The 26407-nt window shown below is 49.5% G+C and carries 26 protein-coding genes; 18 read left to right on the top strand and 8 right to left on the bottom strand.

Translation table 11 applies throughout. The annotated features are described in order from the left end of the window. Window positions 1-35 precede the first annotated feature (35 nt). From BOC67_RS14860 to BOC67_RS14850, 3 genes are all read right to left on the bottom strand, one after another. A complete protein-coding gene (locus tag BOC67_RS14860; RefSeq protein ID WP_291911298.1) occupies window positions 36-512 on the bottom strand; it encodes a hypothetical protein in 477 nt (158 codons plus the stop codon). 57 nt (window positions 513-569) lie between these two features. Continuing rightward, window positions 570-3218, bottom strand: a complete 2649-nt coding sequence (locus tag BOC67_RS14855) for a valine--tRNA ligase (protein WP_291911296.1) — start codon at window positions 3216-3218, stop codon at window positions 570-572. Window positions 3219-3321: 103 nt separating this feature from the next. Next, window positions 3322-4335 carry a low specificity L-threonine aldolase gene (locus BOC67_RS14850; protein ID WP_291911294.1) on the bottom strand — a complete coding sequence of 338 codons (1014 nt, stop codon included), beginning with the start codon at window positions 4333-4335 and terminating at the stop codon, window positions 3322-3324. A gap of 336 nt (window positions 4336-4671) precedes the next feature. Between BOC67_RS14850 and BOC67_RS14845 the strand changes: the two genes are divergently transcribed. The 4 genes from BOC67_RS14845 (at window position 4672) to BOC67_RS14830 (ending at window position 7977) form a co-directional block, all read left to right on the top strand. Further along, window positions 4672-5529: an RNA polymerase sigma factor RpoD/SigA gene (locus BOC67_RS14845; protein ID WP_012793808.1), complete on the top strand. Its 858-nt coding sequence runs from the start codon at window positions 4672-4674 to the stop codon at window positions 5527-5529. A 218-nt stretch (window positions 5530-5747) separates the two neighbouring features. Beyond that, complete coding sequence (gene trxB / locus BOC67_RS14840; RefSeq protein ID WP_291911234.1) at window positions 5748-6698, top strand: thioredoxin-disulfide reductase; 951 nt, start codon at window positions 5748-5750, stop codon at window positions 6696-6698. 78 nt (window positions 6699-6776) lie between these two features. Next, window positions 6777-7127 carry a dihydroneopterin aldolase gene (locus BOC67_RS14835; protein WP_291911230.1) on the top strand — a complete coding sequence of 117 codons (351 nt, stop codon included), beginning with the start codon at window positions 6777-6779 and terminating at the stop codon, window positions 7125-7127. Window positions 7128-7221: 94 nt separating this feature from the next. After that, entirely contained in the window at window positions 7222-7977 is a 756-nt protein-coding gene (locus BOC67_RS14830) for a tetratricopeptide repeat protein (RefSeq protein ID WP_291911228.1), read from the top strand. Window positions 7978-8104: 127 nt separating this feature from the next. On the opposite strand, the gene BOC67_RS14825 is transcribed toward BOC67_RS14830, so the two are convergent. Next, the gene (locus BOC67_RS14825; RefSeq protein ID WP_291911225.1) at window positions 8105-9436 is read right to left on the bottom strand and encodes an MATE family efflux transporter; all 1332 of its coding nucleotides are present in this window, start codon (window positions 9434-9436) and stop codon (window positions 8105-8107) included. 96 nt (window positions 9437-9532) lie between these two features. Between BOC67_RS14825 and BOC67_RS14820 the strand changes: the two genes are divergently transcribed. The 5 genes from BOC67_RS14820 to BOC67_RS14800 are packed head-to-tail and all read left to right on the top strand — an operon-like array spanning window position 9533 to window position 12925. Further along, complete coding sequence (locus tag BOC67_RS14820) at window positions 9533-10408, top strand: DUF3822 family protein (protein ID WP_291911224.1); 876 nt, start codon at window positions 9533-9535, stop codon at window positions 10406-10408. 44 nt (window positions 10409-10452) lie between these two features. Continuing rightward, entirely contained in the window at window positions 10453-10953 is a 501-nt protein-coding gene (locus BOC67_RS14815) for an RsmD family RNA methyltransferase (protein ID WP_291911222.1), read from the top strand. Window positions 10954-10983: 30 nt separating this feature from the next. Continuing rightward, window positions 10984-11460, top strand: a complete 477-nt coding sequence (gene coaD / locus BOC67_RS14810) for a pantetheine-phosphate adenylyltransferase (protein WP_291911219.1) — start codon at window positions 10984-10986, stop codon at window positions 11458-11460. An 11-nt stretch (window positions 11461-11471) separates the two neighbouring features. Continuing rightward, entirely contained in the window at window positions 11472-11903 is a 432-nt protein-coding gene (locus BOC67_RS14805; protein WP_291911216.1) for a hotdog fold thioesterase, read from the top strand. A 23-nt stretch (window positions 11904-11926) separates the two neighbouring features. After that, a complete protein-coding gene (locus BOC67_RS14800; RefSeq protein ID WP_291911214.1) occupies window positions 11927-12925 on the top strand; it encodes a hypothetical protein in 999 nt (332 codons plus the stop codon). 21 nt (window positions 12926-12946) lie between these two features. On the opposite strand, the gene BOC67_RS14795 is transcribed toward BOC67_RS14800, so the two are convergent. Continuing rightward, window positions 12947-13597 carry an NUDIX domain-containing protein gene (locus tag BOC67_RS14795; protein WP_291911212.1) on the bottom strand — a complete coding sequence of 217 codons (651 nt, stop codon included), beginning with the start codon at window positions 13595-13597 and terminating at the stop codon, window positions 12947-12949. An 87-nt stretch (window positions 13598-13684) separates the two neighbouring features. On the opposite strand from BOC67_RS14795, the gene pyrE reads away from it, so the two are divergent. Together pyrE and BOC67_RS14785 are read left to right on the top strand one after the other, a co-directional pair. Then, the gene (gene pyrE / locus BOC67_RS14790; RefSeq protein WP_291911209.1) at window positions 13685-14320 is read left to right on the top strand and encodes an orotate phosphoribosyltransferase; all 636 of its coding nucleotides are present in this window, start codon (window positions 13685-13687) and stop codon (window positions 14318-14320) included. 48 nt (window positions 14321-14368) lie between these two features. Then, a complete protein-coding gene (locus BOC67_RS14785) occupies window positions 14369-14743 on the top strand; it encodes a heavy metal-associated domain-containing protein (RefSeq protein WP_291911207.1) in 375 nt (124 codons plus the stop codon). Window positions 14744-14807: 64 nt separating this feature from the next. Here BOC67_RS14785 and BOC67_RS14780 read toward each other — a convergent pair whose 3' ends face one another. After that, a complete protein-coding gene (locus tag BOC67_RS14780) occupies window positions 14808-15263 on the bottom strand; it encodes an LEA type 2 family protein (protein WP_291911203.1) in 456 nt (151 codons plus the stop codon). 407 nt (window positions 15264-15670) lie between these two features. Here BOC67_RS14780 and BOC67_RS14775 point away from each other — a divergent pair, with 407 nt between their 5' ends. Then, window positions 15671-16300 (top strand): WbqC family protein, encoded by a 630-nt coding sequence (locus BOC67_RS14775; RefSeq protein WP_291911200.1) that lies wholly within the window; start codon window positions 15671-15673, stop codon window positions 16298-16300. A 245-nt stretch (window positions 16301-16545) separates the two neighbouring features. Beyond that, complete coding sequence (locus BOC67_RS14770; RefSeq protein ID WP_291911197.1) at window positions 16546-17946, top strand: arginine decarboxylase; 1401 nt, start codon at window positions 16546-16548, stop codon at window positions 17944-17946. A 381-nt stretch (window positions 17947-18327) separates the two neighbouring features. Here BOC67_RS14770 and BOC67_RS14765 read toward each other — a convergent pair whose 3' ends face one another. After that, window positions 18328-19191, bottom strand: a complete 864-nt coding sequence (locus BOC67_RS14765; RefSeq protein WP_291911194.1) for a hypothetical protein — start codon at window positions 19189-19191, stop codon at window positions 18328-18330. A gap of 172 nt (window positions 19192-19363) precedes the next feature. Beyond that, window positions 19364-19804 carry an Hsp20/alpha crystallin family protein gene (locus tag BOC67_RS14760; protein WP_291911192.1) on the bottom strand — a complete coding sequence of 147 codons (441 nt, stop codon included), beginning with the start codon at window positions 19802-19804 and terminating at the stop codon, window positions 19364-19366. Between the two features lie 240 nt (window positions 19805-20044). Between BOC67_RS14760 and BOC67_RS14755 the strand changes: the two genes are divergently transcribed. The 5 genes from BOC67_RS14755 to BOC67_RS14735 all read left to right on the top strand — a co-directional run bounded on the left by BOC67_RS14755 (window position 20045) and on the right by BOC67_RS14735 (window position 26344). Then, window positions 20045-20458 (top strand): BrxA/BrxB family bacilliredoxin, encoded by a 414-nt coding sequence (locus tag BOC67_RS14755; RefSeq protein ID WP_291911190.1) that lies wholly within the window; start codon window positions 20045-20047, stop codon window positions 20456-20458. 123 nt (window positions 20459-20581) lie between these two features. After that, a complete protein-coding gene (locus BOC67_RS14750; protein ID WP_291911188.1) occupies window positions 20582-21886 on the top strand; it encodes a prolipoprotein diacylglyceryl transferase in 1305 nt (434 codons plus the stop codon). Between the two features lie 20 nt (window positions 21887-21906). Next, window positions 21907-22332 carry a hemerythrin domain-containing protein gene (locus tag BOC67_RS14745; protein ID WP_291911184.1) on the top strand — a complete coding sequence of 142 codons (426 nt, stop codon included), beginning with the start codon at window positions 21907-21909 and terminating at the stop codon, window positions 22330-22332. Window positions 22333-22558: 226 nt separating this feature from the next. After that, window positions 22559-23401 carry a DUF2167 domain-containing protein gene (locus BOC67_RS14740; protein ID WP_291911182.1) on the top strand — a complete coding sequence of 281 codons (843 nt, stop codon included), beginning with the start codon at window positions 22559-22561 and terminating at the stop codon, window positions 23399-23401. A gap of 465 nt (window positions 23402-23866) precedes the next feature. Beyond that, window positions 23867-26344, top strand: a complete 2478-nt coding sequence (locus tag BOC67_RS14735) for a TonB-dependent receptor (RefSeq protein ID WP_291911180.1) — start codon at window positions 23867-23869, stop codon at window positions 26342-26344. Window positions 26345-26407 lie beyond the last annotated feature (63 nt).

Below are 26407 nucleotides of genomic sequence, written 5' to 3'. Positions count from 1 at the left end.
GCAGCTGAGTGGCTTTGTTGCCTCAGCATGCCGCGCTATCGTACAATAAACTGCAGGGATGGCGCTTTGTATATCTTATCCTCACTGTACTTAATGAGTATCTCATCAAAATACAGGATGTTGCCCTTATCCAGCTTTTCTTTCATGCCTTTACGCCAAACGCTGTCCATACGGGCGTCCTGGAAGTTGTTCCCGATATAATCCTTGTAGATGCCGGGCTGGCCGGTAGTATCATTGAGGTACACTTCCCTGGTTTCGTAGGTAAAAGCGAAAGAGATCACGGGGTATTTCACGCCTTTCTCATCTCTTACCACCAGTGCGGAATCCAGCAGTTTGGTCAGTTCGTTTTTAGGAAGGGAGTCGCTCAGGAAATTGCCCCAGGTGCTGATCAGCTTTGCCGGGCGTTTACCGGAGCTGGCGGCAGCCGGCTTTTTGGCAGCGGGTTTGGCCGCTTGTCCAAAGCTGTTGATGGTGGCCATCAGGCAGGTAATCAGTAACAGGTGTTTGATCATAGTATAAGCGGCAAAAAAAAAATCGCCCGGTATTTAACGACCGGGCGATTGGAAAAATTATAAAGCTTTCAGACTTTCCTCTATCGCCCTGATTTTGGCTTCGGCGTCTTCTTTCTTTTTACGTTCTATATCCACCACTTCAGGTTTGGCGTTTGCCACGAAGCGTTCGTTGGAAAGTTTCTTTTCTACGGAGGCGAGGAAGCCCTGCAGGTAGGCCAGGTCTTTTTCCAGCGCTTCTTTTTGCGCGGTGGTATCCAATTCTGATTCGGTGCCCAGGTAGAATTTATCTTTCTGTACCACGAGGGTGATGCAGCCTGGAACCGCTTCTGTCACATAGATTACCGCTTTCGCGTTCACCTGTTTTACGAGGATGCTTTCGATTTGTTTGAAGGCATTTTCGTGTTTGGTTTCGATATGTAAAACGATCGGATCTTTTGGTTTGATCTGGTGTTTCTGTCTGGCTTCGCGGATGCTGCTGATTACTTCCTTGAGCAGTGCGCCCTCGGTGAGGGTGGCGTGTACCGGCGCTTCAGGCGTGGTAAACTGCAGGAGCATCAGGGAGTCGTCCGGGTTGCGGAATTTCAGCTGCTGGTAAATTTCTTCCGTGATGAACGGCATGTAAGGGTGCAGCAGTTGCATCAGCGCTTCGAAGAATTGGATGGTTTGCTGGTAGAGGGAAGCGGCGATCGGTTGTTCGAAGCCAGGCTTCACCCATTCCAGGTACCAGGAGCAGAAGTCGTCCCAGATGAGGCTGTACAGCGCTTTCAGACCTTCGCTGAGGCGGAAGTCCTTATGCAGGCTGGCCACTTCTGCCTGCACTTCGCGCAGGCGGCTCTGGAACCATTTCACCGCGAAGTGGTTGGCGGCGATGTTGGTTTGGTCTACTTCCTGGCGTGCTTCCCACATTTTCACGAGCTTCAGGGCGTTCCATAATTTATTACAGAAGTTGCGGCCCTGTTCACAGCTGGAATCGTCGAACAGCAGGTCGTTACCGGCAGGGGAGGCGATCATTACGCCAAAGCGCACCGCGTCCGCGCCAAACTGGTGGATCAGCTCCAGCAGGTCCGGCGAGTTGCCGAGGGATTTACTCATCTTACGGCCTTGCTTATCGCGCACCATACCAGTGAAGTACACATCGTTGAAAGGCTTCACCTGCTTGTATTCCAGGCCGGCCATGATCATACGGGCCACCCAGAAGAATATGATATCCTGTCCTGTTACCAGTACAGAAGTAGGGTAATAGTAGTTAATGTCCGCATTATCCGGTTGGGAAATGCCGTTGAACACTTCCATTGGCCAGAGCCAGGAGGAGAACCAGGTATCCAGGCAGTCTTCGTCCTGTTTGAGATCCGCCGCGCTCACGGTGATACCGCGTTTGGCAAATTGCGCCACGGCTTCTTCAGCGGTGGCAGCCACTTCGAAGGTACCGTCGCTGGCGTACCAGGCGGGGATCTGTTGTCCCCACCAGAGTTGGCGGGAGATGCACCAGTCCTTCACGTTTTCCATCCAGTATTTATAGGTGGCCAGGAATCGGTCGCCCGGGTGGATGTTCACATCGCCGTTTACTACTGCGTCCAGGGCAGGTTTTGCCAGGTCGGCCATTTTCACGAACCATTGGGTGGAGATGCGTGGTTCCACTACCGTATCCGGGTTGCGCTGGCTGTAGCTGAGGCGGGTGGTGTATTCCTGCTCTTTTACCAGCAGGCCTTCTTCGGCCAGGGCGGCGATTACTTTTTTGCGGGCCACGAAGCGGTCGTCGCCTACAAATACCTGTGCAGCGGCGCTGAGGGTACCGTCTTCATTGAGGGTATCAATGATTTCTAGGTTATGTTTCAGGCCGAGGTTATAGTCGTTCAGGTCGTGCGCAGGCGTTACTTTCAGTGCGCCGGTACCGAATTCCTTATCCACATAGCTGTCGAAGATGATCGGGATGCGGCGGTTCACCAGCGGCACGATGGCGAAGCAGTCTTTCAGATGGGCATAGCGCTCATCTTCCGGGTTTACGCAGATGGCGGTATCGCCCATGATGGTTTCCGGGCGCTGGGTGGCGATGGTAATGAATTCGCCGGTAGCGTTGCCGGCAGCATCCGTGAGGGCGTACTTCACGTGATACAGCTTACCCTGGATATCCTTGTATTCTACTTCTTCGTCGCTGAGGGCAGTTTTGGCCTTCGGGTCCCAGTTGATCATCCGGGCGCCGCGATAGATCAGTCCTTTATTATAGAGGTCTACGAAAACTTTGATAACGGCTTCGTAGTAGTGGTCGTCCATGGTGAAGGTCACACGGTCCCAATCGCAGGAGCAGCCCAGCTTTTTGATTTGATGGTAGATGATACCGCCGTATTTCTCTTTCCATTCAAAAGCATATTTCAGGAACTCTTCGCGGGTCAGCTGGGATTTGTCGATCCCTTTTTCCCGTTTGAGCATATCCACTACTTTGGCTTCAGTAGCGATGGAAGCGTGGTCGGAACCGGGCACCCAGCAGGCGTTGTATCCGCTCATGCGGGCGCGGCGCACCAGGATGTCCTGTACGGTTTCGTTGAGGGTATGGCCCAGGTGGAGTACACCGGTCACATTTGGCGGAGGGATGACGACTGTAAAGGGTTGGCGACCGTCCGGTTTTGAGCGGAAGTAGCCTTTATCCATCCAATGCTGATACCATTTTTCCTCAACCGTTCCAGGTTGGTAGTTCTTTGAAAGTTCCATGCTATTAATAATATAAGTCTGCAAAAATAAAGGAGATTGGGCAGAGATGGAAATTCTGCCCGAATATTTGTGAGCCCGGTTTATTTTTATGATTGTCAGTTAATTACAGTGCCTCCAGTACTTTGCAGGTACGTTCCACCATTTCCGGGGTGATGTCCAGGTGCAGTACCATTCTGACCTGGGTGGGGGAGATGGGGATGACGAGGATGCCTTCGGATTTCAGGTATTCCGTCAGCGTTTTAGGCGTGAACCGGCCTGTTACCTCGAAGATGATGATATTGGTTTCTACCGGCAGGAACTGGCCAACGAAAGATTTTTCCTTCAATACGCCGGCAATTTTTTTCGCATGCAGGTGGTCTTCAGCGAGTCTTCCTATATTGTTCTCCATGGCATAGATGCCGGTGGCTGCCATGTAGCCGGCCTGGCGCATGCCTCCGCCGAGTTTTTTACGTACGCGGCGTGCGGCCTTGATAAAGTCGCGGTCGCCCAGCAGTACGGACCCCATCGGGCAGCCCATTCCTTTGTTGAGGCAAACGGAGATGCTGTCGAACGCCTGTCCGTAAACTTTGGGATCCTGCCCGGTGGCTACGAGCGCGTTGAAGAGGCGGGCCCCGTCGAGGTGGAGGGCCAGGTTATGCTGGTCGCACACGGCGCTGATGTCAAGTATATCCTGCATGTCATAGCAGCAGCCGCCTCCGAAGTTGGAGGTATTTTCCAGGCATACGAGGCTGGTATGCGGTTTATGCACATCGTCCGGCTGGATGGCTGCCTGCACCTGTGCAGCGGTGATCATGCCGCGGTCGCCCGTGATGGTTTGCACCTGTGCGCCGGAGTTGAAGGCGATGCCGCCTCCTTCGCTGACGTACACGTGGGCCAGGTTGCTGCAAATGACCTCGTCGCCGGGCCGGGTATGTACATTGATTGCTATTTGGTTAGACATTGTGCCGGAAGGGCAGTAAAGGGCTGACTCTTTGCCAAAGTAGTCTGCCAGGATGGCTTCCAGTTTGTTAACGGTGGGATCTTCCCCGAATACGTCATCGCCCACTTCCGCCGAGGTCATCGCCTGTAACATGCCATGGGAGGGACGTGTGAAAGTGTCGCTTCTAAAATCGATCATATTATTGGATAATTTGCAAATTCCGGAACCGAAAATTAGTGAATACAATTGGTTTTATGATAAATTCTTACCAATTGTTAAAATTTGACTAAAGCTGCTTTATGAAAGAACTAAAGGGCTATGATATTTCGTTTATATAAGGTAATTTGTTAGATGAATTGGCAGGGGGAAGAAGATTTGGAGAAGTGGTTGCTTAGCACGATCTTTGCAGGCTAATTCGAAACAAAAGAACAGATAGAGCAGGAAAATTTGTAAGTTATATAATTTTCGACTTTTGAACAAAACAAAATATTTCTTTCTCTGTTACTTTATTATTAAACCAATACAATTTTTCATATGAGGCAACTTAAAATTGCCACCCAGATCACCAACCGTGATTCGCAGGCGGTAGAAAAGTACCTGCAGGAAATCTCGAAGATCCCTTTGTTAACACCTGAGGAGGAGACCGTTTTGGCGCAGCGTATAAAAATGGGCGATCAAAAGGCTCTTGAAAGATTGACTACAGGAAACCTTCGTTTCGTAGTTTCCGTGGCAAAGCAATATCAACATCAGGGGCTCAGCCTCAGCGACCTTATCAATGAAGGTAATTTGGGTTTGATTAAAGCAGCGCAACGATTCGATGAAACAAAAGGTTTCAAATTCATCTCTTATGCTGTATGGTGGATTCGCCAGTCCATTTTACAGGCGTTAGCAGAGCAAGGTCGTCTTGTTCGTCTGCCGCAGAACAAAATTGGCACCTATAACAAGGCAAACAAAGCCTACATGGCTTTTGAACAGGAAAACGAGCGTGAACCGTCTACCGAGGAACTCGCAGAAATCCTGGAAATGTCTGAATCGGAAATTAACAATATCTTCCAGAGCAACACCCGCCATATGTCACTGGACGCGCCAGTACATGAAGCTGAAGACGTAGCAATGGGCGATCTGCTGGAAGGTGGCGACATTACCGATGACGATGTTATGCGCGATTCATTACGTGAAGAGATCCGCAGGGTACTGAAATCACTGAGCCCGCGCGAAGCAGAGATTGTGAACGCATATTTTGGTCTGGATGGTGAAAACGGAGCAACGATTGAACAAATCGGTCAGAAATATGATCTGACAAAAGAAAGAATCAGGCAAATTAAGGAACGCGCTATCAAGAGGCTGCAAAAAGCCCGCTATAGTGGCGCTTTAAAATCCTATCTGGGATAATTCATTTTGGAATTCTCTTGATCCTGAAAACTGGCAGCAATTCCAGTTTCTTACATCAGAAAATAAAGAAATCTACATATCCTCTTTATTCTATAAAGACACCGGCCTTGTAATTACATGGCCGGTGTTTTTATATTGGCCCAAGCCTCGTATTTTTGCAGGCTAATATCATCATACACCAATCATTAAGCAATAATATTACACAGTAACTTAGAAGTATGGAAAACAAGAACCAGCAAGAGCATGTGCATTTATTGATAATCGGTTCAGGCCCCGCAGGCTACACCGCCGCAATCTATGCCGCAAGAGCTAACCTCAAACCAGTACTGTACCAGGGTATCCAACCAGGCGGTCAGCTCACTATCACCACCGAGGTGGAAAACTACCCCGGCTACCCCGAAGGTATCCAGGGCCCGGAAATGATGGTGGACTTCGAAAAACAGGCTACCCGCATGGGCGCCGATATCCGCTATGGCCTGGCCACTTCCGTTGACTTTAGCAAACAGCCATATAAAGTAATCATCGACGAAGAAAAAGAAATCACCGCTGATGCCATCATCATCGCTACCGGCGCTTCCGCCAAATGGCTCGGCATCCCGTCCGAACAGCGCCTCAACGGCAGCGGCGTTTCCGCCTGCGCCGTGTGCGACGGTTTCTTCTTCCGTGGTAAAGAGGTAGCCATCGTAGGCGCCGGCGATACCGCCGCCGAAGAAGCGCTCTACCTCTCCAAAATGTGCAGCACCGTACATATGCTCGTACGCCGCGACGAAATGCGCGCCTCCAAAGTAATGCAGGACCGCGTCCTCAAAACCTCCAACATCATCGTGTACTGGAACTCAGAAACCGATGAAGTACTGGGCGAAAACAAGGTAGAAGCAGTACGCATCCGCAACAACAAAACCGGCGAACTGAAAGAAGTGCCCGTAAGCGCCTTCTTCGTAGCCATCGGCCACCAGCCTAACTCCGCGATCTTCAAAGATTACCTGGAGCTGGACGAACAGGATTATATCGTTACCGTACCCGGTTCCACCCGTACCAGCGTGGAAGGCGTATTCGCCTGCGGCGACGTACAGGATAAGATCTACCGCCAGGCGGTTACCGCCGCAGGCAGCGGTTGTATGGCCGCTCTGGACGCAGAAAGATACCTCTCTGCCAAAGAACACCATTAATCTTCCTGTCCATATACAATATCCAATGCCGGGCCGGTCATCCCAACCAGCCCGGCATTCGCTTTAAATCTCCCGATCATGCTCACCATCGCACTGGAAAAAGCCTCCTTCCACGCCTTTCACGGCTACTACCCGGAAGAAACCATCATCGGCAACGAGTTTATCCTCGACATCTCCGTTCGTTTGCCCGGTACCGTGCCCGTAGACGATCTCTCCGAAACGGTGAACTACCAGGGCCTGTACGAAACCGCCAAAGCCATCATGGCCGTTCCCAAACCCCTGCTGGAAGAAGTGGTGTACGCCATCACCGACGCACTCAAAGCCCGCTATCCCAACATCACCCACAGCTACGTCGCCCTCCGGAAGATGAACCCGCCAATGGGCGCTCCCATCCGCAACTCCATGGTTTCGCTCGAAAAAGACTACTGAGATTTTATCTAAACCTTACCCGTTTGGATTTGTTATTTTAGTATTTTTATATCTATAACCTGATCATTACTTACACAAAACTAAAACCTGTCCTATGGTGAAAAAGATCATAACGGCATCCATGTTCCTCCTCGGCGCCCTCATCTCCCAGGCTCAGACGGTTGATGAAATGGTAGCGCAGGCCAAGCAACTGGAAGTGCAAATGAAAGAGCAGGAAGCTTTTGATAAGGATAAGGAAATCCTCAAAATACAACCCACCCAGCTGGACGCCCTCATCCAGGCCAGCGAAATGGCTTCGCGCATTGGCAACCGCCAGAAGGATAAAGCCGCCAAAACCAATTACTTCAACCAGGCGAAGGATTATGCCGGCGCCGCCCTGAAAGTAAATCCCAACAGCGCTATGGCCAATTACGCCATGTCCGTTGCCATGGGCAGGATGGCCCTCATTTCCGGCGCAAAGGATAAAGTGGCCGCCTCCAAGGATGTGAAAAAGTACGCGGACCTGGCCATCAAGCTGGACCCCGGCTTCGGCCCTGCCTACCACGTGCTGGGCAAATGGAATTACGAAGTAGCCACCCTCAACGTATTTGAACGCAGCGCCGCCAAAATGCTGTTCGGCGGCATCCCGGAAGGCTCGCTCTCCAATGCGATCGCCAATTTCGAGAAATGCCGGCAGCTCGCGCCAGGCTTCATCCTCAACTACTACGAGCTGGCCCGCGCCTATAAAGAAAACGACCAGGAAGACAAAGCGGTGGAAGTGCTCAAAAAAGCGCTCACCCTCAGAAATACGACGTATGATGATGCCAGTATAAAAGCCGATATCAAGAAGATGCTGGATGACCTCCAGTAATACCGGCTTGACTTACAGGCATCAAAAAAGCGGAAGCGCCCAGGGGCATTTCCGCTTTTTTGCTATATCCGGCGGTGCGGCAAAGGCCATCACGCTTATCGCTGCTGCTGCTTACCGTCATGAAATATTAAATCTCTTTCCCTTTCCACCTGCCACTCTGCAAATACCAGGCGCTCAACCCGAAAATAATCGTCCAGTAAAAGAAATCCGCTCCCCAGGCCCAGTGCAACGGGCTCCGCATCCGCTCAATCACGATGTAACAATAAACCAGGTATCCTACCACGGCCACAATTTCCGTCATCAGGTTCATGCGCGTATTGCCTGTTCCCGTAACCCCGCTGAGCGCCACAGCCGATACCGCCATCAGAATAGTGCTGAGCGAAATGACCCGGATACTCGGCAATGAATCGCTGATCAGGCTCGCATCTCCCGTATAAATATGTAATAACGTAAACGGGAACACGTTCACCAATATGCAAACAACGATGGAACAACTAACCGAATAGGCAATAATCCGCTTCACCGCCCGCAGCACCTGGTCCTGCTTACCCTGCCCGATCAGGTTACTCACCATCGTATTGCAGGTAGCCGCCAGCGCCCAGGTAAAGATCCCGAAGAACCCGAAAATACTGCGCAGCATATTCGAAATAGCCAGCGGCCTTTCCCCCATATGCTCAATGAATATGAAGAACACAAACCAGCCGCCAATGCTGAACAGGAACTGTACAATAATAGGCGCCGATACGTTCAGGATGTTCTGCATCACGCCCCAGGCGGGCTTCAGGTAGCTGAATAAAGAGTACCTGCGGTGAAACCCCCGGATAAATAAAATGCTGAAAGCCACCACAAAACCGGTACTCTCCGCAATGATACTGGCCAGGGCAGCGCCGTTGAGCCCCATCGCCGGCAAATGCAACCTGCCGAAGATCAACCCGTAATCGAAGTAGATGTTCATCGCCTCCTGGCAAAGGGAAGTAATAGCCAGCACCCGGGAATGCCCGCTGCCAATATAAAAGGCATTGGCCATACTGAGCATCATCAGCATCGGCAGGCCCCAGATACGGATACGTATAAACGAAACCGCCGCTTCGTAAATCTCTTTATTGTGTAATGTATGCGAAAAGAATGCAGGCGCAAACAACAGGGTAATCCCTATCGCAAACAACGCACTGAAAAGCCCCAGTATCAACCCGTTGGAAAACAACTGCCCGATGCCGGCATAATGCTGCTGCCCCGCACGCCGGGCAATCAATACCTGCATGCCGTTGTTCAGCCCATAGGCAATCATGTACATCACCAGGTAATAAATCCCCGCAATGCCGTTGGCCGCCAGCTCAAACTCGCCCAAACGGCCCAGGAACGCAGTATTGGTCATGTGGTTAATCTGCGGGATGATCAGTGCCAGGCATATAGGTGCTGCAATCTTAATAATATCTCTGTTCGAAACTTCCAGTTGCATGGTACGGGTTCGGATATTGATGCAGGCAAAGATATACTTCCTGCAAGGCAATTAAAGTAAAAAGTTTATTATTGTAATTCATTTGAACTCTATAATATGCCTGTGGCCTATAACATCCATCCTGCATTTACAGTAGACGATGAAACGCTGCTGGAAACCGATCTTACTGCCTGTCACCTCCTGGTGCTGGTAGGCAGCGGTACTTTCAGCTATGTGGTGTATGAGCCTGTTGCTAAAAAATTCCTGGCATTGAAATCCTACCATTTCCAACCCCAGAAAATAGCCCTGGCGGACCTGGAGATGATCGAGGAAGTGTTTGAGATAGATAAACTGTTGTTTACAGCCTTCCGTTCCGTGCTGCTGGCCTTCGATACCGGCAGCGGCGTACTGGTGCCCCAGCAGTATTTCAATAACAGCCTGAAAAAGGACTACCTGCACCTGGTACAGCCGGAAAAAGTGCAGGAAGCCATCCTCACGGACCAGGTGAACGGCCAGCCGTTCGTCAATGTCTATAGCCTGGATAAGGACCTGGTAGGATTCCTGCGGAAAGAATTCTCTTCCGACCTGGTGATCCACGCCAGCTCAGCCTTGCTGATGGCCTATCCGCTGGACCTGGATTTCCATTACGCTAAAGGGATCGTGTTTGTAGAGGTACAGCGCAACGCAGTTTCCATCACCATCTACAAGGGAGGCCAGCTGCAAATCCACCAGGAAGCGGAATACCAGAGCGGACTCGATGTGGTGTACGCCGTGGTTAGCACGCTCAGGCTGCTGGGCCTGGACGAAAAAGAGGTAAAAGTGAAACTGTCCGGCGCTTTGGTGAAGGACAACGCCGTGTACCAGGAAATGTATAAATTCATACCTAACCTGGAATGGGCGCAGCGACTACCGGGATTTTCCTACATCAGCAAAATGCAGGAAATACCGGGCTATTATTTTCATAATTTGTATGCGTTAGCATTATGCGTATAATCGGAGGAGCGAGTGGGGGCAGGAGATTTCAGCCACCGGCAAAAATGCCTAATACCAGGCCTACTACAGATATTGCCAAAGGCGGCTTATTTAATATCATCGAAAACAACCTGGACATTCCGTCTTTAAAAACGCTCGACCTCTTTGGCGGCACCGGCAGCATCAGCTACGAGCTGGCCAGCAGAGGGGCGACGGACATGACCGTGGTGGAAAAAGATCCCTCCATGGCGGAATATATCAATAAAACCGCCCGGGGCCTGGATATTACCACCCTCAAAGTCGTGAAAATGGACGTCTTCAAATACCTGCAGCAGTGTACGGAGCAGTTCGACTTTATCTTCGCTGATCCGCCCTACGCCATGGATACGCTGGATAAGCTGCCCCTGGCGGTTTTCGAAAAAGGGCTGCTCAAACCGGAAGGCTGGCTCGTGATCGAACATACCAATCACAATAACTTCAGTAAATATTCATACTACCGCACGGAAAGGAATTACGGCGCCACCATCTTCTCGATTTTCATTAACCGGGAAGAGCTGAAACGCTAGTACGGGCGGAGCTTTACAAATAAAACCCATATGAAGATTTGTCTTTTTCCCGGCACTTTTGATCCGATTACCTACGGCCATACCGATGTGATTGACCGTGCCCTGGACCTCTTCGATAAACTGGTGATCGGCATCGGCTACAACAGCAACAAGCAGCCTATGTTTCCGCTGGAAGAAAGGATGCAGTGGATCACGGAGCATTATAAAAATGACCCGAGAGTGGAAGTGGCTTCTTATACAGGACTTACAATAGATTTTTGTAGAAAGATTAAAGCCCGCTTTATTCTGCGGGGCATACGTGGAGTCGGCGATTTCGAGTATGAGAAGGCCATTGCCGACGTGAACCGGACTATAGACCCGTCCGTTGAAACGTTTTTCCTTACCTGCTCTCCCATGTATGCCAGCATCGCTTCTACGCTGGTGCGGGATATCTACCGCCACGGCGGCGAAGTGAACGCTTTTGTGCCCCCGGCTGCATTGGAAGGTATGAATCGACTGAAAAAATAAATTGCTTATATATGAAAGCCATCTGGCATTCCCTGAATGTATCACTGGATCAGCTAAACGAAATGGGCGCCGGCACTATGGCGGCCTGTTTGGGCATGGAGTTTACGGAAATAGGTCCCGACTACCTGAAGATGATGATGCCGGTAGATCAGCGGACCGTACAGCCCTACGGGTTACTGCATGGCGGCGCTTCCGCAGCGCTGGCGGAAACTATCGGCAGTGTGGGCTCCGGGCTGATCATTGACCCGGAAAAATCCATTTGCGTAGGCATGGAGATCAACGCCAACCATATCCGGGGCGTGCGTAGCGGGTATGTGCACGCTACCGCCAAACCCTTGCACATCGGGGCTTCCAGCCATGTCTGGGATATCCGTATTACGGACGATCAGCACCGCCTCGTTTGCGTGAGCCGCCTCACGGTTTCCATTCTTGCAAAACGATAATCTCTTTTAAATCCTGTATTACTGTGCGTTATCTTATCCCTCTGCTGATTTGGCTACTGCCGGCCGGCCCGCTGCTGGCGCAGGACGCCCTGGTAAGTACTACCGATATCCCGCTTTTCTGGAAAGCTTATGATGCTGTAACCGCTACTGCGGACAGCGCCAGGAAGGTGGAGTTGATCCAATCCATGTATTTCGATAAGGCCGGGGAAGGTTTCAAGGCATTGCGACAGGTAAGGAACTACACGGCAGCGGATTATATCCGGGCGATCGACAATTATCCCCGTTTCTGGGCGGCCATCCGGCCCAACATGCAGCGGGTGAATACCTACGCGGCGGATATCAACACCGGCATTGCCGCGCTGCGAAAGCTCTACCCGGCAATGAAGCCGGCGCATATCTATTTTACCGTGGGCGCCATGCGCTCCAACGGCACTACGCTGGAGCAAAAAGTCCTGATCGGCAGTGAGCTGTCCCTCGCGGATGATAAAACCCCCACGGACGAATTCCCCGCCATGTTCCGCCACCTGAAGGCTTACTTCAGCCAAAACCCGGTACAGCAGCTGGTTTTCCTGAATGTGCATGAATATGTGCATACCCAGCAAAAAACTACCATCGGGGATAACCTGCTGGCGCAATGCGTGCTGGAAGGCGTAGCGGAGTTTGTGGCGGAAAAGGCTTTACGGACCGCTTCTCCCAACCCGCCGATCGCATATGGCAAGGCCAATGACAGCGCGCTGAAAGCCGCCTTTGTAAAACAGATGTTTTCGCCCAATACCGGCTACTGGTTGTATAGCAACAGCGCCAACCCCTTCGGGATGCGGGACCTCGGCTATTACATGGGCTATGCCATCTGCGAAAGCTACTACAACAGGGCGGCGGATAAGAAAGCGGCCATTCGCGACCTGATTAGGCTGGATTATAATAACGAGCAGGCGCTGTTCCACCTGGTGGACAACGCCCGGTATTTTGACGAGCCGGTAGCGGCCTATAAAAAAGCGTTCCTGGCGGAAGGCCGGCAGTGATCCGGCCTTCGCTGCGGCGAGTTACAGGATATAGCCCGGTTCTCCTTTGGTCAGCATGTTCGCCGCCTTGAACACCTCGCGGATGTTTTCGTAGGAGAACTGCAGGTATTTGCCGACGTTGTGCGGTTTCACCCACTGGATGTCCAGGATGTCCTCTTCGATTTGCGGTACGGTGAGCTCCGTGCCGGTGAATTCCATACGGTACCAGTGCGTATGTTTCAATACCTTTTTATTCTTCATGGGGTAATAGTGGAAGGTTTCCGTGATCTTACCCGTGAGTTGTATGTTATGCAGGCCGGTTTCTTCCGCCACTTCGCGGAGGGCGCAGGTTTCCAGGTCTTCCCCCGGGTCCTGTTTGCCTTTGGGCAGGTCCCATTTGCCCCTGCGGAACATCATCAGCACTTCTTTTTCCTCGTTGGTTACCAGTCCGCCTGCGGCTACCAGTACGGTAAAGTGCAGGGAAACTTTTTTGAGGAGCTGCTTCACGTCTTCCCGGATAAATACGGCTGCCTGGCGTTCGCCTTCTTCCAGTTGCACCAGCACCTGGTCGATGGTTTCGGTGTTGGGGTCTTCGTACACGGCGGCGTCTTCATAGCCGGCCGGAATGGATGCACGGTCCGCACAAAGCAGGAGCGGGCGTTCGTTCAGATATATGGTGGTGTTTGTGGTCATGATTGCAAAAGTAATACGGATGAATTATTCGGCAGACATTCCAAGGTGGAAATAATTAGAAATTAAATCAATAATTTTGGCGCTTGTATGACTAAAATAAGCGAAAAACAAGTTGCAGAAAAACTGCTGCAGGTGCAGGCAGTAAAGTTGAGTCCGGCGCAGCCTTTTACCTGGGCTTCCGGCTGGAAATCTCCTATCTATTGCGATAACAGGAAGATCCTTTCTTATCCTTACGTGCGCGACTATATTAAATCCGAGTTGTGCAACGTGGTATTCGAAACATTTCCGGATGCGGCCGTAATTGCGGGCGTGGCTACTGCGGGTATTCCGCATGGCGCGCTGGTGGCCGATCAGCTGAAACTGCCGTTCATTTATGTGCGTTCCAAGCCAAAAGAGCATGGCATGGGCAACCAGATTGAAGGAGTACTGCAGCCAGGGCAGCAGGTGGTAGTCGTGGAGGACCTGATTTCTACCGGCAAGAGCAGCCTGGAAGCCGTACAGGCTATCCGTGCCGCCGGCGGGGAAGTGATCGGGATGGTTTCCATTTTCAACTACGGGTTCGACGTGGCGGTGAAAGCATTCGAAGCTGCCGGCGTTCCTTTCCACTCCCTGAGCAACTACAATGCGATGATCGCCCTCGCGGAGGAAAAAGGCATCGTAAGCGCGGACGATATCGCTACGCTGCAGGCCTGGAGAACCGCTCCTGATACCTGGGGTAAATAGTTGATGTATAGTGAATTTTTAGTATATTCATAGCGTAAAATGAAAACTATGCGTACTTTGAAATTAGTGCTGGTATTGATGCTCGCCACTTTTGGCATGGCGTCCGCCCAGCAGAAACAGAAAACACTGGCAACCGTTAAAATAGCTACGCCAACGGTGCAATGCGAATCCTGCAAGAACCGTATTGAAAAGTACCTGTCAAGGGAAGAAGGGGTGGAAACCTCCAAGGTGGATTTCAAAAAGCACGTAACCACCGTGAAGTTCTGGACAGACCGTACCAACGTAGAGAACATCAAAACTGCCATTGCAAACTGCGGTTATGATGCCGATAATGTGGCCGCGAACGAAGAGTCTTACAAGCGCCTGCCGCTCTGCTGCAAAAAGCCGGAAGACGGTGGCGGGATGCCCGATAAAAAACATTAATTGCATAGAAAAAGCCAGTCGGTCCGACTGGCTTTTTTAATATCCACTGCAGTAATGACTATCCTTAAAAGAAATTCAGCGCCTGTTTCGTTTCGCATTTTATCGGAAACGGCAGATAAACCCCGCCTTTCCCTACTTTGCATTTACCGGTAGCCTTGATTGTTACTTCCTTATTGCTGAATGCGCTGAACGCATTTTTGAAAACGTTACCCATGTTCACCTCCAGTTTTACCGGGAAATAAAAAGTATCCCTTGCCGGGATGTTGATGATGGTATCCTGTACGGAATGGCCGACCTCGGTATCGTCGATAAACAAATCAAAATCGGCGTCCTTGAGTTGGAGGCGGTAATTATTCGGATTGTAATAAGCCAGCGTCAGGTTAACGATGCTTTTGGACATACCGAGCTCACCCAAAGTAAACCCGGCTACCCTGACGAACTGTAAATCCTTATTTTTTTCGCAGGAAGAAAAGATACCCCAGGTGATCAATACTACTACTATAAGACGGATGTATTTCATGCTTTTACAGGCTGACTAAAAATTTTACCAAACCTACATCAAAAGAAAAATATCTCAAAAGCGAGTGGTCAATTTAGGAAACAATTAACGGTAGGAGGTAGCGGACGCTCTTCGCTTAAAATTTAAGATTTATATAAAAAACTCCTGTTTTTAGAAAAATCCGCTATCTTTGAAATTCCTCCACAGTTCGCTAAAAATCAATTCGTAAGCGACTAATTTCTTTAGTATTTTTGCATTTTTCCAGGCAGGCTGGGCTTTAAGTAAAATACTAACACCATTAGCATATTTATTTATTTTCTATGAATTGTTAGTCATTTACTTAAAGTAAATTATTAAGCGTAAAACTTTAAGCATTTCAGGGCCGCCGGGGGCTAATTCCGGACCTTAGCAATTGAAAATTTGACAATATGTCAGTGAGTGAAAATAATTCAACTTTGTTGATTGAATCCCAGTACTTTCCATCAGTTGATTTCTATAAAACTTCAATTGAGTACGATATATTATTACTGGAAAAATATGAACACTACCAGAAGGTAAGTTACCGTAACCGTTGTTACCTCGCGGGGCCAAACGGCAAAATGATCCTGAGCGTACCGCTGACCAAAGGCAAGAACCAGCGGACGGTGATGAAGGATGTGCGGATCAGCAACGAGGAACGCTGGCAGTCATTGCACTGGAAAACGCTCGTGTCCGCCTACCGCCGCTCACCTTGGTTCGAATATTACGAGCCGGAGCTGGAAGCATTGTACGAAAGGAAGTTCGACTACCTGCTGGACTGGAACCTGGCCTGCCTGGAGTGGGTGCAAAACAAACTGGCGCTGCAGCAAACAATATCATTCACGGATGGTTATCAGAAGGAGGTTGCCGGCGTGACGGATATGCGGGACCAGCTGCAGCCGGGAAAGGTACAGTTCCCTGGTATTCAATACGCCCAGGTTTTCGAGGACCGCACCGGCTTCCTGCCGGGCATGAGTATTCTTGACCTGCTTTTCTGCGAAGGAAAACAGGCTTTGGAAGTCCTCCGGAGCGCTAAATAAAATATTAATCATTATTATTTAAATTCCTGGTTCATAATAGTTTGTATATTTGCAGTTTGCACCTATCTGATTTGAGAAAAAAATTAGTGGAGCAATCGACAAAATATTTAGCTTTGCAACCAATTTTGCTGGGGTTCGAACTGACGTAGGTGTGTAAACCAGGAGTTTTCCAGCGAGGGGAAAGGAGCATTTATCCTGAAGTTTAAATTTTATTACTAATTCCTAAAATTCATTCTCAGCATTAAATGAATAGCACCTACACAGACCTCGTTAAACAAACTTTTGAATTCCCTCAGGAGGGCTTCGAGGTATCAGATAACTACCTCCAATTCAATGGTTTGGATATTAAGGCGTTGATCGACAAGTACGGTACACCATTCAAGCTTACGTATCTGCCCAAAATCGGGATGCAGATAAATAAAGCGAAGAAAATGTTTAACGATGCCATCAAAAAGAACAGGTACGGGGCGGATTATTATTACTGCTACTGTACGAAAAGTTCGCACTTTTCTTTCATTATGGAAGAAACGCTGAAACATGGCATCCATATCGAAACTTCATCCGCATACGATATTGATATTATCAATAAGCTGTATGAACGCAAAAAGATTACGAAAGATACCTTTGTAATCTGTAATGGTTTCAAAACCAAACCTTACACCCGCGCGATCTCCAAGCTGATCAACACCGGATTCAGGAATGTGATCCCGGTGCTGGATAACAAAGAGGAGCTGGAAGAGTATCAGAAACTGGTGCGCACCAAGGAAAAAGTAAAACTCGGCCTCCGTATAGCCGCAGAGGAAGAACCTACCTTTGACTTCTATACGTCCAGGCTAGGTATCCGCTCCCGCGATATCCTGGAGTTTTATGTGGACAAACTGAAAGGTAATGCGAAGTTTGAGCTGAAAATGCTCCACTTCTTTATGAATAAAGGGATTAAGGACGACATCTATTACTGGAGCCAGTTCAACAGGTCCCTGAACCTTTACTGCCAGCTGAAAAAGATCTGCCCTGAACTGGACAGTATCAACATTGGCGGCGGGTTCCCGATCAAACACTCCCTGGGTTTTGATTATGACTACAACTACATCGTGAATGAAATTGTAGCGCAGATCAAAAACATGTGTAAGAAGAACAAGGTGCCGGTACCTCATATCTACACCGAATTCGGTTCTTTCACAGTAGGCGAAAGCGGCGCTGTTATTTACAGCGTGGTGGGTGAAAAGATCCAGAACGACCGTGAGATCTGGTATATGATCGACAGCTCGTTCATTACCACCTTGCCGGATACCTGGGGGATAGGTGAGAAGTTCCTGATGCTGCCCATCAACAAGTGGGAACAGGAATACCAGGAAGTACACCTGGGCGGTATCACCTGTGATGGTTACGACTTTTATACATCTGAAGAGCATATAAATGCCGTGTTCCTGCCTAAGCAGGGTAATAACAGCGAACCGCTGTACATCGGGTTCTTCCATACCGGTGCTTACCAGGATCAGCTGAGCGGCTACGGAGGTATCAAGCACTGCCTGATCCCTTCGCCTAAACACGTGATTGTCGGGTACGACAAGAACGGGCAGCTTAAAGACTGGCTGTACGCAAAAGAACAGTCCGCTCAAAGCATGTTAAAGATTTTGGGTTATTAAAATAATGGGTTAGTAATCCTTTACAAAGGGTGCGTCCGCCAGACGCGCCCTTTTTTTATGCGTTACCCTAAGGCAGCGTTCAGGCGATAATGGCCTCGTACGGGCAAAAAAAATGGCCTTCATGTGGAGATGAAGGCCGTCACGGCATAGGTTAGATTTAGCTAATTTCTTAGTATAAGGACAAAAGGAGTTATTTTTCTAACATTACAAAGGTACCATCGCCCCCATATATGAATAAGCCCAAAAAGTTGTAATTTTTTTAATGCGAATTTGATATGATATGATTGCCGCTTATGCCGTTTAATGCCCGCCCATACCGGGATGCTCTCATTACAGACCTTATAAAGCATACTAAACGAATGGTTTAAGTAATGTGCCGTCTCACACATCCGTGTAGTTTTCGGCCATATGCTTTCGCTCGCTTGACTCGTCCAGGTAATTAATAGCAATTTCGCACTGCTTTTCGATCTCCGTAAAACAAGCTTCCAGCAGTTCCAGCTCCCCGTTCTGAAAGGCCGTACGGCCGGAGCGGGAAAAGCCTTTTACCAGCATGAACTGCTTGGTGAGGTGCTGGTGTATGAGGCTCAGTTGCTGCTTTTGCTGCTGCTGGGTGCGTCTGCGCTCCATGTTGATCACATTCTGGTAGTACATGCCCATGGAACGGATGATGAAGAGCAGGTAGATGGTGATCACAATCGGGTTGGAGATATACAGGTAGCTGTTGGAAAAGCCGGACGACACGTACAGCACAATGCCATTCAGTTTAATGTAGGCAACCAGCACCAGGTAGGCCACAATAATGGCGGACCATAACACGGCCGTCAGCAGGTTGACGGTGATATAGCAGAAAAGTATGCTGACGATCCAGATGGTGGCATACTTGGGCGATATGTCCTGGTTGTTGAAAAAAGAGGAGAGTATCGGCATGACGATGGTGGACAGGGAAGTCAGCGCGCCCACCACTTTGGCGGAAACTCCGTTGCGCAGCAGGAGCAGGCAAAGGAACAGCATACCTATCAAAAACGGGATGACGATCAGGTTCACCTCGTTGGAGGTAATGATAGCCAGCGCGCCCACCGGCAACAAAGCCATCGTGTAATAGAAGGCGTAATCGAAAATCAGTTTGGCTTTTGCGTGTTCGTACAGATCGGCGCTACGGTTAACAATATTACCAAGAGCAGCTCTTTCGGCACGTTGGTAAATGCCTTTTATGAATATCCAGGTATTCCTGAAAAAATTTGCCATTATCCAAGCTTATTACTGCCAATTTATTGTATTAAAATAAAGGATCGATGAAACGTTCGTGTGAATTATGCATCAGTTTCAATATAATACAAATAAAAAGGGCCGCATAAAGCGGCCCTTTGTTTTCTAACCCCCATGTTATTAGCAATTCCGTTGAAATCACTACTAACCCTTATTCAACTACTATAGATTTCGGAGTGTCCTGCGCATTTTCCTTTTTAGGAAGGGTGATCTTCAGGACGCCGTTATCATATTTTGCAACAATTTTAGCGGTATCAATTACATCGCTGATGGTGAAAGAGCGTTTGAAGGACTTGAAGGTGAACTCGCGGCGCACCTGTTTGTCGCTTTCATTTTTTTCTTCCGCTTTCTTTTCAGCGCTGATGGTGATTGTTTTCGCGTCTGTGTTGATCTTGAAATCCTCTTTGCTGAAACCAGGCGCTACCACATCCAGTACAAAGCCTTCCTTGTTTTCAGTAATGTTTACCGGAGGCTGAGCGGTAAAGAAGTCGCTGGTCAGGAAATCATCTTTTGCAATTTTATTCCAGCTGTTATTGAAGATATCGCCAACGATGCCATTGATAGTTCTAGGTCCGAATGTTACGTGTGTCATAGTCTTAATTATTTTTTGGTGTTATTTTTTAATTTTTTGTTTTACACCCTATGCAGATCAAACGGGATACCATGCCATTAAAACTGCTATTTTGTTAGTAAAAACGTTACAGATTATGACTGTTTGTCAGTCTGATTGTTTGTTGAATGTCAAAAAGTCCTCTTTTGATTCCATTTTTTTATATTTTGAGTTGGTTTGATTAACTTTGATCAAAATTTCAACTAAAAAAATATTAATTATATGTATCCAGCGGAATTAGTAATGCCTAGAAAGGCCGAGCTGACCGATTATGGTTTTGAGGAATTGCTCACGAAAGGACAGGTAGACGAAACACTGAAGAAAGAAGGAACAACACTGGTTGTCATTAATTCTGTTTGCGGTTGCTCCGCAGGTACTGCACGTCCGGGTACGTTGCTGGCTATTGCGCACAGTGAGAAAAAACCAGACAGACTTACTACCAGCTTTGCAGGTTTTGATTTGGAAGGCGTAGCTGCAATTCGTGAACACCTGCTGCCTTATCCTCCATCTTCTCCGGCAATTGCCCTGTTCAAAGATGGTCAGCTGGTTCACTTTATCGAACGTCATATGATCGAAGGCCGCTCTGCTCAAATGATTGCAGCCAACCTCGTAGACGCATTCGAACAATATTGCTAACTTAATCTTAAAGAAATTTGAATTCTTAAATTCAAATTTGCAACGTACTTTGGTGGTTTGATTTTCCTTTTGATAATTCGGCTTTGTTCATAGGAAAACTCAGATCACCAATTTTTTTTGGCTATGTATCCAAACTTATATTACGCTTTTAAGGACCTGTTAGGTCTGGAAATCCCTTTCTTCAAGCTGTTTCAGACTTTTGGTTTTTTTGTTGCTATCGCTTTCCTGGCCGCTGCCTACGTATTGACGAAGGAGCTTAAACGCCGCGAAAAATTAGGCTGGCTGCATGGAGTGCCCGAAAAAGTACTGGTAGGCCAACCCGCCACCAACGCGGAAATCATTGGAAACGCCCTGGTAGGATTTCTCCTCGGTTTCAAAATATTAGGTCTATTTTTTCAGTGGGATACAGCCATGCAGGACCTGCAGTCCTATATGTTTTCCAGTCAGGGGAGCTTAGCCGCAGGTATCCTCCTCGCTGCCGCATTTGGCGGTTATAAATTATATAAGAGACAGCAAACCCTTAAAAATACAAAACAAAAGGAAGAGATCGTTACGGTGATGCCGCACCAGCGGGTGCCGGACTTCACGGTGCTGGCCGCCATCACGGGTTTGATCGGCGCTAAGATTTTCCATAACCTGGAAAACTGGAACGACTTCGTGCAGGACCCCGTAGGGGCGTTGCTCTCCTTCAGCGGCCTTACTTTTTACGGTGGCCTCATCGTAGCTGCTATCGTTATTATCGCTTATGCCCGTAAGAAAAAGATTAAGATCCGCCACCTGATCGACAGTGCGGCGCCTGCCCTGATGCTGGCCTACGGCATCGGCCGGATGGGCTGCCATTTTTCAGGGGACGGGGACTGGGGCATCTACAACAGCGCCTATTCCACCGATGCCGCCGGACGCGTGGTGAAAGTGGCCCCCGCACAATTCTCCGCTGAAGTGGAGCGTAACGCGCAATTTTTCCTGAATCAATACCCCAGCCTGGATCAAATCCCCCATGCCGCCTTCGAAAAGCCGGCAGCACTGGGCTTTTTGCCGGACTGGTTCTTTGCCTACGGCTACCCCCACAACGTTATCCGGGAAGGGGTGCAGCTGGCCGGCTGCGAAGGTCAGTACTGTAAGGTATTGCCCATCGCCGTATATCCGACGCCGTTATATGAGATCATTGCCTGCATCGCCCTGTTCCTCGTGCTGTGGGCTATACGCAAGCGCATTACCACGCCGGGCGTCATATTCGGCATCTACCTGATCATGAACGGGGTGGAACGCTTCTTCATTGAAAAGATCCGGGTGAACACGAAGTATAACATCTTTGGTTTCCATCCTACGCAGGCGGAAATCATTTCGGCATTAATGGTCATCGGCGGACTGGTATTGATCTGGTACTGCCGCAAGAATAAAAGCAATACTGCTGCCGCAGTATCCTGATACGTGTGTTTGATTGAGTTATGCAAAGACATTCTACATTGGTGCCACTGTCGCACGAGCACAAACGCCTGCTGTTTGTATGCCGGTATCTGAAGATCAATGCCGCGCCATACGAGGGATTCCCCCTGGAAACGCAAGCCAAGTTTGAATATGTGGTCCGCATCTTCCAGGAGGTAATGGTGCCGCATATCCAAAAGGAAGATCACCTGTTTGATACCTGCGCCGGCCACCACCCGCTGGTGGATGCCGCGATTGCGGAGTTGCAGCAGGAGCATCATATCATTTCCCGGATGTATGCCGCCCTGGCCGACAGCGCCAGGCTGGAAGAAGATATGGACGCCCTGGCCACCAGCCTGGAAGCGCATATCCGCAAGGAGGAAAGGGAGTTTTTCGAATTGCTGCAACGGGAACTTCCGGAGGTGCTCAACAACCTGAAACTGGATTAGATAACGATTGGTACCTATCACTGAAAAGGCCGATGCTACCCGCATCGGCCTTTTTCGTTGCGGGTCGGATCATGATAAGTAAAGATTACTTTTTTGTGCTATTGTGTTGCTCGACTATATTTTTTATCTTCATTTCCGTAATGATTTTAACCACTTATTGCTCTGACCTCAACGGAACAATTGAATTATTGCTTTAATCCACGTTTTTAATGCCAATAAGTATTGTATGCGAAGTTTTTGTTGGGTAGTATGCCTGTTCCTCTGTCAATACGCAGCGGCGGCAGTGAACACTGATGCTGTAATTTCCTCGTTTTCCTGGCAAACCAGCAGCCAGGTGCTGACGGAGGGGCATATGCTGCGTGTGCCCGAAGGATTCCGGTTTTTGAATAAGCGGGACAGTTATAAACTTTTACATGATGTATGGCACAACGAAGTGCATCCGGGATTGCAGGGCATGCTGGTGCCGGCGGATGTGGACCTGTTGTCCGCAGATGCCTGGGGCGCTACCATTATTTATGAAAACTCCGGCTACCTGGCCGAAACCGATGCCCTGAAAATGGATTACGACCGGCTGCTCGCCGGCAGGCGTAAGGAGCATGCCAACCGGCAGCTGCAGGTGGATTGGCTGGAAAAACCCTGGTACGATGCCTCCGCGCACGTTTTCCACTGGCCGCTGACTTACCGCCAGGATGGGGGAGCGGGCGCCATTATCAATTATGAACTGCGCTTGCTGACCCGCCACGGGCAATTATGCTTTACCATTTTCGGCAATAACCACAACGCCGCCAAAGTACTGGCCGCTGCGCCGGTGCTGGCCGCCGCCGTAGAACAGGCGCCGGATGCCAGCTATACCGCCTTTAATATACACACGGATAAACTGGCGGAATGGATCCCCCACCAGGCCCTTGGCACCGTTGGGACGCCCGATATCCTCCAGGCCCTGTCCAACAGCTGGCTGTTTGTGGCGGTATGCCTCCTGATGGTCTTGTTCGTATATACGATGCAGTTATTCCATCAGCGCAGGAAAAGCGGGCATCACCTGTTCCATATAGATGAACATCTGAATTAAGCAGGTATATATATTATTATACAGGCAGCCGGGACTAACATCCCGGCTGTTGCGTTTTATAAAGTCCCCGGGCTTACCGCCAGGCGTTTTACCATGAACCGCCCGCCGGTTTGCGGCACTGTCCTGATCCGGCAGTACCCCTGCTTCCCCTGTTCCCGGACGTTCCACCGTCCACCACGGCACTAAATTTTCCCCCAAAATCCCCCTTTGGGGGCTAAATCCGACAAAATCTCCATTTTTCCAGTTCGGTGCAACTTCAACCTTCCTCGGTCGTCTTTCAAGGGGAAAATGCAACTTTTACCAATCATCCCTATCTATAGACCGTTTGTGTAGAAAAAGGTACTATGTAAAGCATAATACCTACTTTTACACTGTAGCTGATAAAGTATTGTAGTTGATTAACCAAGGTTCCTTATTAGCTATAAGTACTAAATCAATCAAAAAATACCTAAAAACCGCCCTTGTATGAAAGCAATTATTAAAGCGTTTATGTTGACATCCGGTGTTATAGGCGCTGCTTTAAGCTCTCAGGCTCAAACCCCAAACCGCATTACCGGCCAGGTGATCCAGGCCGGCAACAAACCCGTAGAATTTGCCACCGTTACCCTGCTGAAAGCCGCCGACTCCTCCCTTGTTAAAGGCGCTGTAGCTGATATTGCCGGTAAATATGAATTTGAACAGATAAAACAAGGTAAATACATCATCGCCGCCGCATTTGTAGGCATGAATAAAGTGTACAGCAGTCCGTTTGAATTAAAAGGCGGCGCCTTTAGCGCGCCACCCCTGGAACTCACGGTGAACAGTAAAAACCTGAAGGCCGTAGATGTGACCGCCCGCAAACCTTTCATCGAACAGAAAGTGGACAGGCTCGTGGTGAACGTGGAAGCCAACATCGCCACTGCCGGCGGAACCGCCATGGAGGCGCTGGAAAAATCCCCTAACATCACGGTGGATAAAGACGGCAACATTTCCATGAAAGGAAAAGGCGGCGTGATGATCCTGATCGACGGTAAACAAACCAGCATGTCCAACCAGGACATTGCGGAACTCCTCAAATCCATGCCGGCCACCAGCCTGGAACAGATTGAACTGATCTCCAACCCTTCCGCCAAATATGACGCTGCCGGCAACGCGGGCGTGATCAACCTGAAACTGAAGAAGAACAGCAGCTACGGCACCAACGGCAGCTTCACCCTGGGTGGCGCCTATGGTACCTGGCCCCGCTACAATGGCGCGTTGAACCTGAACCACCGCGGCAAAAATGTAAACGTATTTGGTTCCTATAACTATAGCCACCGCGAGGCGCAGCAGTCCCTCGATATCTACAGAACCGTAGATGATAAAAATGGGCAGCAGATTTTTGACCAGTCCAACGAAACCCATCGCCGCAATACCTACCAGGGCGGCAGGATCGGCGCGGATTACTTTGTGGCTAAGAACCACACCGTGGGCGTGCTGGTGGACCTGGCGCAGAACCATTACCTCTTTCCCAGTCACGCCTATACGAATATCGGCTATGGCAAAGTGGTGGATTCCATCCTTCACACCAACGCCAATAACGACGGTACCTGGAGAAGAGGCGCCTACAACCTCAACTACCGCGGCGTGCTGGATAGTACCGGCAGGGAGCTGAATGTGGACCTGGACTATTCCCGCAGCTCCGACAAACAATATGCAAACATCTTTGCAGCGACTACCGATCCGGTGATCAACAAGCAATTGAATGCCGATACCTCCCGCAGTAACCAGCCGTCCATCATTACCATCAAAACGGCGAAAGCGGATTACACCCATCCGCTGGGAAAAGGCGCGAAGCTGGAAATGGGCGCCAAGGTGAGCTTTGTGACTTCCGATAACGACGCCCGGTTCGACTCCCTGCGCATGAACGTATGGCAGGCGGATACCATGCGCTCCAACCACTTTATTTACAAGGAGAATGTGAATGCCGCTTACGTCAACTTCAACAAGCAGTTTAAAAAGCTCACGCTGCAACTGGGCCTGCGGGCGGAACAAACGAACGTCACCGGGGAATCCGCTTCCCTCCGCAAATCGCAGCAGGGCGTGGTGAAAAATGATACTTCCTACTTCAACCTGTTTCCCAGCATGGCTTTGAGTTATAAGGCGGATAAAAACAATACGTTCGGGTTTAGTTATAGCCGCCGTATTCAGCGCCCCAGCTACGAAGACCTGAACCCGTTTGAGTTCTACCTGGACCGTTACACCATCCAGGCCGGTAACCCCAGCCTGAAGCCGCAGTACTCGCACAACCTGGAAGTAACGCATACGTTTAAGGAGTTCCTGATCACCTCTGTGAACTACATCCATACAACGGACCTGATGATGCGTATCATTGAAACGGATAAGAATCCTGCTACGGGCGATTCCTCTTTGCTCCGGTATAAGTACATGAACGTAGCGAAGTCCGATAACCTGAGCCTGAACATCTCTGCGCCGTTCCCTATCACAAAATGGTGGAATACCTTCACCACCATGTCCCTCTACTACACCGGCTACAGCGCGTTTGTGAACGACAATAACGTGAAGATGAACGCAGTAGGCTTCTTTGGCCGTACGCAGCATACGTTCACCCTGTCCAAAACGCTGACTGCAGAAGCGATTTACTTCTATGTAGCGCCTGGTATTTCCGACGGGGAATTGTTCCGGATGAAATCCATGGGCGCGCTGGACCTGGGCTTGCAGCAGAAAGTATTGAAAGGTAAAGGCAGCCTGAAGCTGAATGTTACCGACGTGCTGGGCACCCAGTATTTCAGGGGTTCCTTTGCGAATGCCGGCATGGACACGAGGGTGAGGAGCAGCTGGGATGCCCGCCAGGTACGCCTGAACTTCACCTATCGTTTCGGGAATACGAACGTGAAAGCGGCTCGTACCCGCAAAACCGGTCTGGAAGCGGAACAGAGCCGCAGTAAGGCCAGTGGCAATTAATACCGCGCAATTCCGTAAGGTTTATTAGGTATATATAAGGATGAAAAAGCGCGGTTACAAGAT

This window comes from Chitinophaga sp. CB10, from assembly GCA_001870995.2.
GTDB lineage: Bacteria > Bacteroidota > Bacteroidia > Chitinophagales > Chitinophagaceae > Chitinophaga.
Note: the sequence above shows the minus strand (reverse complement) of the source record. Positions and strands in the feature narration are given on the sequence as shown.